Source organism: Micromonospora sp. MH33, assembly GCF_003013775.1.
Lineage (GTDB): Bacteria > Actinomycetota > Actinomycetes > Mycobacteriales > Micromonosporaceae > Micromonospora > Micromonospora fulviviridis.
Map to the genome: position 1 here is coordinate 1 of NZ_MUYZ01000341.1, position 6,783 is coordinate 6,783.

At 75.7% G+C, this 6,783-nt stretch carries 4 protein-coding genes; all 4 read left to right on the forward strand.

Translation table 11 applies throughout. The annotated features are described in order from the left end of the window. Nucleotides 1-1,348 precede the first annotated feature (1,348 nt). Entirely contained in the window at nucleotides 1,349-2,053 is a 705-nt protein-coding gene (locus B0E53_RS31560) for a fibronectin type III domain-containing protein (RefSeq protein WP_246835694.1), read from the forward strand. 205 nt (nucleotides 2,054-2,258) lie between these two features. After that, a complete protein-coding gene (locus tag B0E53_RS31565) occupies nucleotides 2,259-4,823 on the forward strand; it encodes a fibronectin type III domain-containing protein (protein WP_246835695.1) in 2,565 nt (854 codons plus the stop codon). 29 nt (nucleotides 4,824-4,852) lie between these two features. Next, entirely contained in the window at nucleotides 4,853-5,848 is a 996-nt protein-coding gene (locus B0E53_RS31570; protein WP_107079320.1) for a MoxR family ATPase, read from the forward strand. 3 nt (nucleotides 5,849-5,851) lie between these two features. After that, nucleotides 5,852-6,783, forward strand: a 932-nt coding sequence (locus B0E53_RS31575; RefSeq protein ID WP_107079321.1) for a DUF58 domain-containing protein, incomplete at its 3' end; no start/stop codon positions are given.

The following is a 6,783-nucleotide window of genomic DNA, read 5'->3' on the forward strand; positions in this document are numbered from 1 at the left end:
GCCCGGGATCACGCCGGTCACGCCTCGACCTCCGGTCGTCCCGTCGCCGCCACCGAACCCCGCCCCGGCGGCGCCGATTCCGCCCGCCGCGCGCCCGATGCCGCACGCGCCCAGCTCCGCGCCGCCCGCCGCAGGGCGGGTCCCGTTGCCGCCGGCGCCGGTCATCCCACCTCCGGTCCGACCCGTCTCGACGCCGCCCGCGCCCGCCCCGGGGCCGGCCGCGCCGAACTCCGGCGCGCCCGGACCGCTGGCTCCGCCCGCTGCGGCAAGCATGCCGCCAGCGCGGAGGATCCCGGCTCCGACCTCTGCCCCGCCCACGCCCGGCGTTCTTCCTCCGCCACCGCCCATCCCGGTCTCCGCTCCGCCGACGTCCGGTGCGCCGACCGCGGCACCCACCTCGGCTCCGCCGGCACCCACACCCGTGGCGGCCGTCCCGCCATACCGGACGCCCGTGCCGCCAGCCGCGGAAGCGGGGGAATCCGGTGTGGGCGAACGCGGCGCCACCCCCGCAGCCCCCGCACCGGGGTGGGACAAGCCGACCATCCAGGTGCAGCAGATCGGCCCGCTGCTCCGGGAGGAGGCGGAGCGGATGACCGCCTCGCCGTCGCCGGGTGCCGGCACGACCGCTCAGGTGAGCAGCCCGCCCGCGAGCGCGCCCCCGGCGGGAAACTCGCCCGTGAGCACATCTCCGGTCAGCGCGCCGCCCGTCAGCGCGCCGCCCGTCAGCGCGCCGCCCGTCAGCGCGCCGCCCGTCAGCGCGCCGCCCGTGAGCGGACCGCCGGTCAGCGGGCCGCCCGCCGTCGCACCCGCCCAGACACCCGTCGGCGCGGGAACGGCGAATCCGCCGAGCGGACCTCCGACGGGCGGTGTCGCGCGGGACAGTCAGCCCGCAGTGGACGAGCACGCTGCCGACACACGGCCGGTGCACGGCACGTCGGGCGGCGACGCATCCCTGCCACCCTCGGCGGTCAACAGCCTGCCGACCTCGCCATTGCCCGGCAGCGGTGCGGCCGATGGCAGCGGCCGCTCGCCCTCCTCGCCGGTGAGCGGTCCGCCGACCAGCGGCCCACCCCTGCCTCCGCAGCCCGTCAGCGGCCCGCCGACCAACGGGCCATCTCTCCCGCCGCCGGTCAGCGGCCCACCAGCCAGTGGCCCGCCCCTCAACGCCGGACCGGGCATGGGCACGCCCTTCGCCACCCCACCGGGCGTCAACCCTCCGTTCAGCGCACCGCCGCCAATCTCTGCCCCACCGCCCGGCCATCCCGTCAGCGGCCAGCCCGGCCATCCGGTCAGCGGGCCGCCCGGGTACCCGGTGAGCGGGCCGCCCACGACCGGGTTCCCGCCGCCGGTGAGCGGGCCGCCCGCCGCGGCGCCGGTCAGCGCCTCGCCCGTGCCGCCCTGGGGGATGACCGCACCGCCGTGGAGCAGCGCGGCCCCGCCGCAGCCGCTCGACCGGCCCGACGACCCGCGTCCCGAGCCGGTGGTGGACGCGCCCCCGGCAACGGAACCCGAGCCGGAGCCGGCGCCGGAGGGCGGGGACGAGGGGGCCTGGCCGGCGGTGCCGCCGGCGTTCCACCAGCCGGCCGCGTACCCGGTGGCGGAGGAACCGCAGCCACGCGGCCGCAACCGCACGGTGGTGGCCGTGGCGGCCGGTGCCGTGGTGGTCGCGGTAGCGGCCGCCGTCGGCGTGGGCGCGGTGCTGCTCAACCGCGACCCGGCGCCGCCGCCCGCGCCGGCGCCGACCGCGGCGAAGCCGAAGGCGAGCGGGCCGCCTCCGGGTGACCTGCGGCTGCAGGACAACACCACCACGATCACGGTCACCTGGACCGACCCGACGGGCGGCGGGGTGCCGTTCGTGGTGGCCGGCGGGCGGGCCGGGCAGAAGCTGGGCGTGATGGCCACGGTGGACGCCGGGCAGACCCGCTACACGGTGAACGGGTTGAGTCCGAAGCTGGACTACTGCTTCACGGTGCTGGCCGTCTACTCGACGGAAACCTACGCCACCTCGGGTCAGGTCTGCACCGACCGGGAGGGCGGCACAACGCCCGACTGACCGGCCACCGGCGACACGCTCGGTGTCCACAGGCGGACGGTGCGGGTTTCACCGGCACCGGCCGGCCCCTATGATGGCTCCCGGCTCTGGGGAGGGTCGACCACGCGTGCCGCCCTCCCCCACCGACGCGGGGAGGCAGCCGGCAGTGACCACCATCGAGGACGTCACGAGCACCGGGCCGGAGACGGCCCGCCCCCGGTCCCGGATGCGGGGCGGGCTGGTGACCATCGGCACCGTGGCCGCGCTGCTGGCCGCCATGGGGTTGACCGTGCTCGGGCTGGGCGCCGCCGACAACGCGGTGGCCAACTACGACGCCTCCTCCTGGTTGTGGAGCACCAGCCGCAGCGAGCTGGCCCGGGTCAACGGGGTCACCGCCCGGGTGGACACCCGGATGGAGGTGCCCGGCGGGCGCCGGCACCAGATGCAGGTCGCCCAGACCGACCGCCTGCTGATCCTGCGCGACCTGAACACCGGTCAGGTCAGCTCGCTGGACCTGGCCACCCTCCAGATCACCGCCACCACACCGACCGCCCCGGGCCTCGGGGTGAGCGTCGCCCTGCACGAGGACGCGGCGTTCGTCGTCGACGCGGTGCAGGGCATCGTCCGGCAGCTCGACCCGCGGTCGCTGACCCCGGTGGGCGAGCCGGTGCGCTACCCGCCGGGCATCACCGGCGGCGCGTTCGACGGCGCGGGCAAGCTGTGGGTCGCGGTCCCGAGCGAGGGCACCGTCTCGGCGGTCACCGCCGCCGATCTGCCCGCGACACCGGGCGCCGCGCCGCCCGCCGGGCTCAGCCCGAAGCGGGTCGAGACGTACGAGGTGGCGGAGCCCGCGCACGAGCTGGTGGTGTCCACGCTGGACGACGGGGTGGCGGTGCTCGACCGCACCTCCGTCTCGCTGGTCACGGTGCGGGCCGGCCGGACGCAGCGGGCCAACCTGACGATGACCGCCCCGGGCAGCCTGCCGACGCGCACCAGCGGCCCGCAGGTGCCGGTCACGGTGAGCGGCGAACGGAAGGTGCACGTGGTCCGCGACGGCGCCGAGGTGCAGCGCTTCACGGTGCCCGGCGCGGGTGAGCGGCTCAGCCCGGCGGTGGCCTGGGCGGGCCGCTTCTACTGCGCCGACGAGACCACCGGCACGGTCTACGCCTTCGACGCGAACGGGCAGCTCGTCGATACCATCAAGGGCACCGGCCGGCCCGGGCCGATGGAGCTGGAGGTCCGCGAGAACCATCTCTTCATCAACCCGCCCAACTCCTCCACGGCGCAGGTCGTGGACGACAAGAACCAGGTCCGCGAGGTCAACAAGTACGCCAACGACGTGCTCGGTGGCGACCCGCCGCCGGTTGCCCCGCCGCCGCCCCCGCCGAAGAAGCCGAAGGTGGGCAAGCCGGGTGCGCCGCGCGCGGTGACGGCCGCCGCGGGGAACGCGTCGGCGCGGGTGAGCTGGCAGGCGGCCGCGTCCAACGGCGCCGAGATCACCCGGTACGTGGTGGAGGGCGCCGGCCAGCGCCACGAGGTGGGCGCGAACCAGCGTGCTCTGGAGATCACCGGGCTGACCAACGGTGAGACGTACACGTTCGCGGTGCACGCGGTGAACGCCAAGGGCGACGGGCCGGCGCGCCGGAGCAACCCGGTCACGCCGACCGCCGCCGTGCCGGACCCGCCGGCCAGTGTCACCGCCGAGGCCCGGCCGGACGGCACGGTGCTGGTGAAGTGGCCGGCGGCCAACGGCCAGGGCAACACCGTCACGAAGTACGCGGTGACCGCCAGCTCGGCCGGCGCGACCGCCCCGGCCGGCGAGTCGCCCAAGACCGAGCTGGTCATCCCCGCCGGTCAGCTGGAGTACGGCACGCAGTACGCCTTCACGGTGATCGCGGTGAGCGACAAGGGCGCCGGGTCGAAGGCCTCGCCGGTGAGCAACACGGTGGTGCCGTTCACCGCCCCGGCGGCGCCGACCGAGCTGCAGGCGTCCACGGTGGCCGACCAGCCGGGCACCATCGCGGTGCAGTGGGCGCCGGCGGTGGACAACGGCCGCCCGGTGACGAAGTACCTGGTGGAGGCCGCCGGGAAGACCACCGAGGTGACCGACGTGCGGGCCACCATCGGTGGGCTCGGCGACGGGCAGAACGTCACGGTGAAGGTGAAGGCGGTCAACGAGGCCGGTCCGGGCGCCGCAGCCAGCGCCACGGCCCGCACGGTGGCCGCGCCGCAGGTCACGGTGACCGGCTCGTCGGCCGACGCCACCTCGGTGACGGTGAACTTCACCGTCGACGCGGGCGGTGGGCGGGCGACCTGCTCGGCCGCCACCGGCGGCCAGACGGCCAACGGGAGCTGCTCAAGCCTGCGGGTGACCGGCCTGACGCCGGGCACCGCGTACACAGTGACGGTGACGGCGAGCAACGCGGCCGGCAAGGGCACCGCGACCCGGGCACAGTCGACCGACCCGGTCTACGGCGTCGCGACGTGCAAGAACGGTTCGTCCGGCGCGGAGGCCACCTACTGCAACTCGGACCGTGACGGCCGCAACGGCAACGAGATCTTCGAGATCACCCAGCAGGTGGACAGCCGCCAGGCCGGCTGGGTGCCGGACGGCACCCGCCTGCGAACCTTCTGCAAGAAGCAGGGTGAAGAGGTCTACGCCTACATCTACAACAAGGACAAGCGCAGCACCTGGTGGGTCCAGGTCGACTACAAGGGCAAGACCTACATCCCGTGGGCCTGGCTGAACCTGGAGGGTGGCGACAACATCAACCTCCTGCCCACCTGCTGACCGCGCCGCACCGAGGAGCACCCGCGCCCGTGAACACCCACGAACCGCTCACCCAACCGGAGGTGCAGGGCTTCGCCGCCCTGGCCGCCCGGCTGGCCGAGAACGTCAACGCGGTCGTGCTGGGCAAGCCGCAGGTGGTCCGGCTGGCGCTGACCGCTCTCTTCGCCCAGGGGCACGTGCTGCTGGAGGACGTGCCGGGGGTGGGCAAGACGACCCTGGCCCGGGCGGTCGCGGCGACCGTCAAGGGGCAGTGGCGGCGTATCCAGTTCACCCCGGACCTGCTCCCCTCGGACGTGTCCGGGGTGACGATCTTCAACCAGGCCACCCGGGGCTTCGAGTTCCACCCGGGGCCGGTGTTCGCGAACATCGTGATCGCCGACGAGATCAACCGGGCCTCGCCGAAGACGCAGTCGGCGCTGCTGGAGGTGATGGAGGAGCGCACGGTGACCGTGGACGGCGTACGCCACCCGGTGCCCCAGCCGTTCCTCGTGGTGGCGACGCAGAACCCGGTGGAGATGGACGGCACCTACCGGCTGCCCGAGGCCCAGCTCGACCGGTTCCTGGTGAAGCTCTCCGTCGGCTACCCGGACGAGGCGGTCGAGGTGGAGGTGCTGCGGGGCGCCACCCTGCGCTCGCCCGACTCGCTCACCCCAGTCACCGACACGGCCACGGTCGGGGAGATGGTGAAGATGGCCCGGCGGGTGCACATCGCCGAGCCGCTCTACACGTACGCGGTGCGGCTGGCCGCGGCGACCCGCACCCACCCGCAGGTGCGGGTCGGGGTCAGCCCCCGGGGCGTGATCGCGCTGACCCGGGCGGCGTGCGCGTACGCGCTGATCGACGGCCGGGGCTGGATCATGCCGGAGGACCTGAAGACGCTGGTCGAGCCGGTCTTCTCGCACCGACTGCTGCTCACCCCGGACGCGCAGGTGCGCGGGGTGACCGCGGCCGACGTGCTGCGCCAGGCGGTCGCCTCGGTGCCGGTGCCGCTGCCGTCGGGGCAGCCCGCCCCGGTCCACGGCTGACCGGTGGGCATCACCGCCCGCGGCGTCGGGCTGCTCGTGGCTGCCGTCGTGCTGCTCGGCGTGGGCTTCCGGTACGCGTACCCGGAGCTGACCGTGCTGGGCGCGGCGGCCGGCGTCGCGGTCGGGTACGCCCTGGTCACCGCCGCCTGGCGTCCCCGGTTGACGGTCGAGCGGGTGGCCGACCCGGACCGGGTGACCCGGGGTGAGCCGGCGGCCATGGTGCTGACCGTGCGCAACACCGGGCGGCTGCGGGCGGCGAACCTGGTGGCCGAGGACCGGTGCGGCGGGCGGCTCGTGCCGGTGCCGCTGCTGCGGCTGCGCCCCGGCCGGGACACCGAGGTGCGCTACCCGGTGCCGACCCGGCGCCGGGGCGTGGTGCCGGTCGGGCCGCTGCGGGTGACCCGGCGCGACCCGCTGGGTCTCGTGGCGCTGGCCCGCGCGTACGGGGAGCCGTTGCCGGTGTGGGTGCACCCGCGCATCCACCCGCTGTCGGCGGTGCCGACGGGCGCCGGCCGGAGCCTGGACGGGCGCACCGACAGCGTGCCGCACGGCTCGATCACCTTCGACTCGCTGCGCGAGTACGTGGTCGGGGACGAGTTGCGCCGGGTGCACTGGCGGACCAGCGCCCGGGTGGGCGAGCTGATGGTGCGGGAGAACGTGGACACGAGCCTGCCCCGGCTCGTGGTGGTGCTGGACAACCGGGCGGCCGCCCACCCGGACCGGGCCGCCGGGGTGGCCGAGTCGTTCGAGTCGGGGTGCGAGGCGGCGGCATCGGTGGTGGCCGCCGCGACCCGGGAGGACCTGCCCGTGAGCCTGCTGCTGGTCGCCCCACCCGCCGAGGAGCCGGCCGTGGCGGCCGGCGGTGTCGGGCGCGCCGGGCTGGAGCCGCCGCGAGGGCCGCTGGACCGGCTGGCCGCGGCGGAACTGGCGGGCGG

Coding starts and splice junctions, on each gene's coding strand:
- B0E53_RS31565 (WP_246835695.1), top strand. CDS start 2,259: ATGCGGGGCGGGCTGGTGACCATCGGCACCGTGGCCGCGCTGCTGGCC.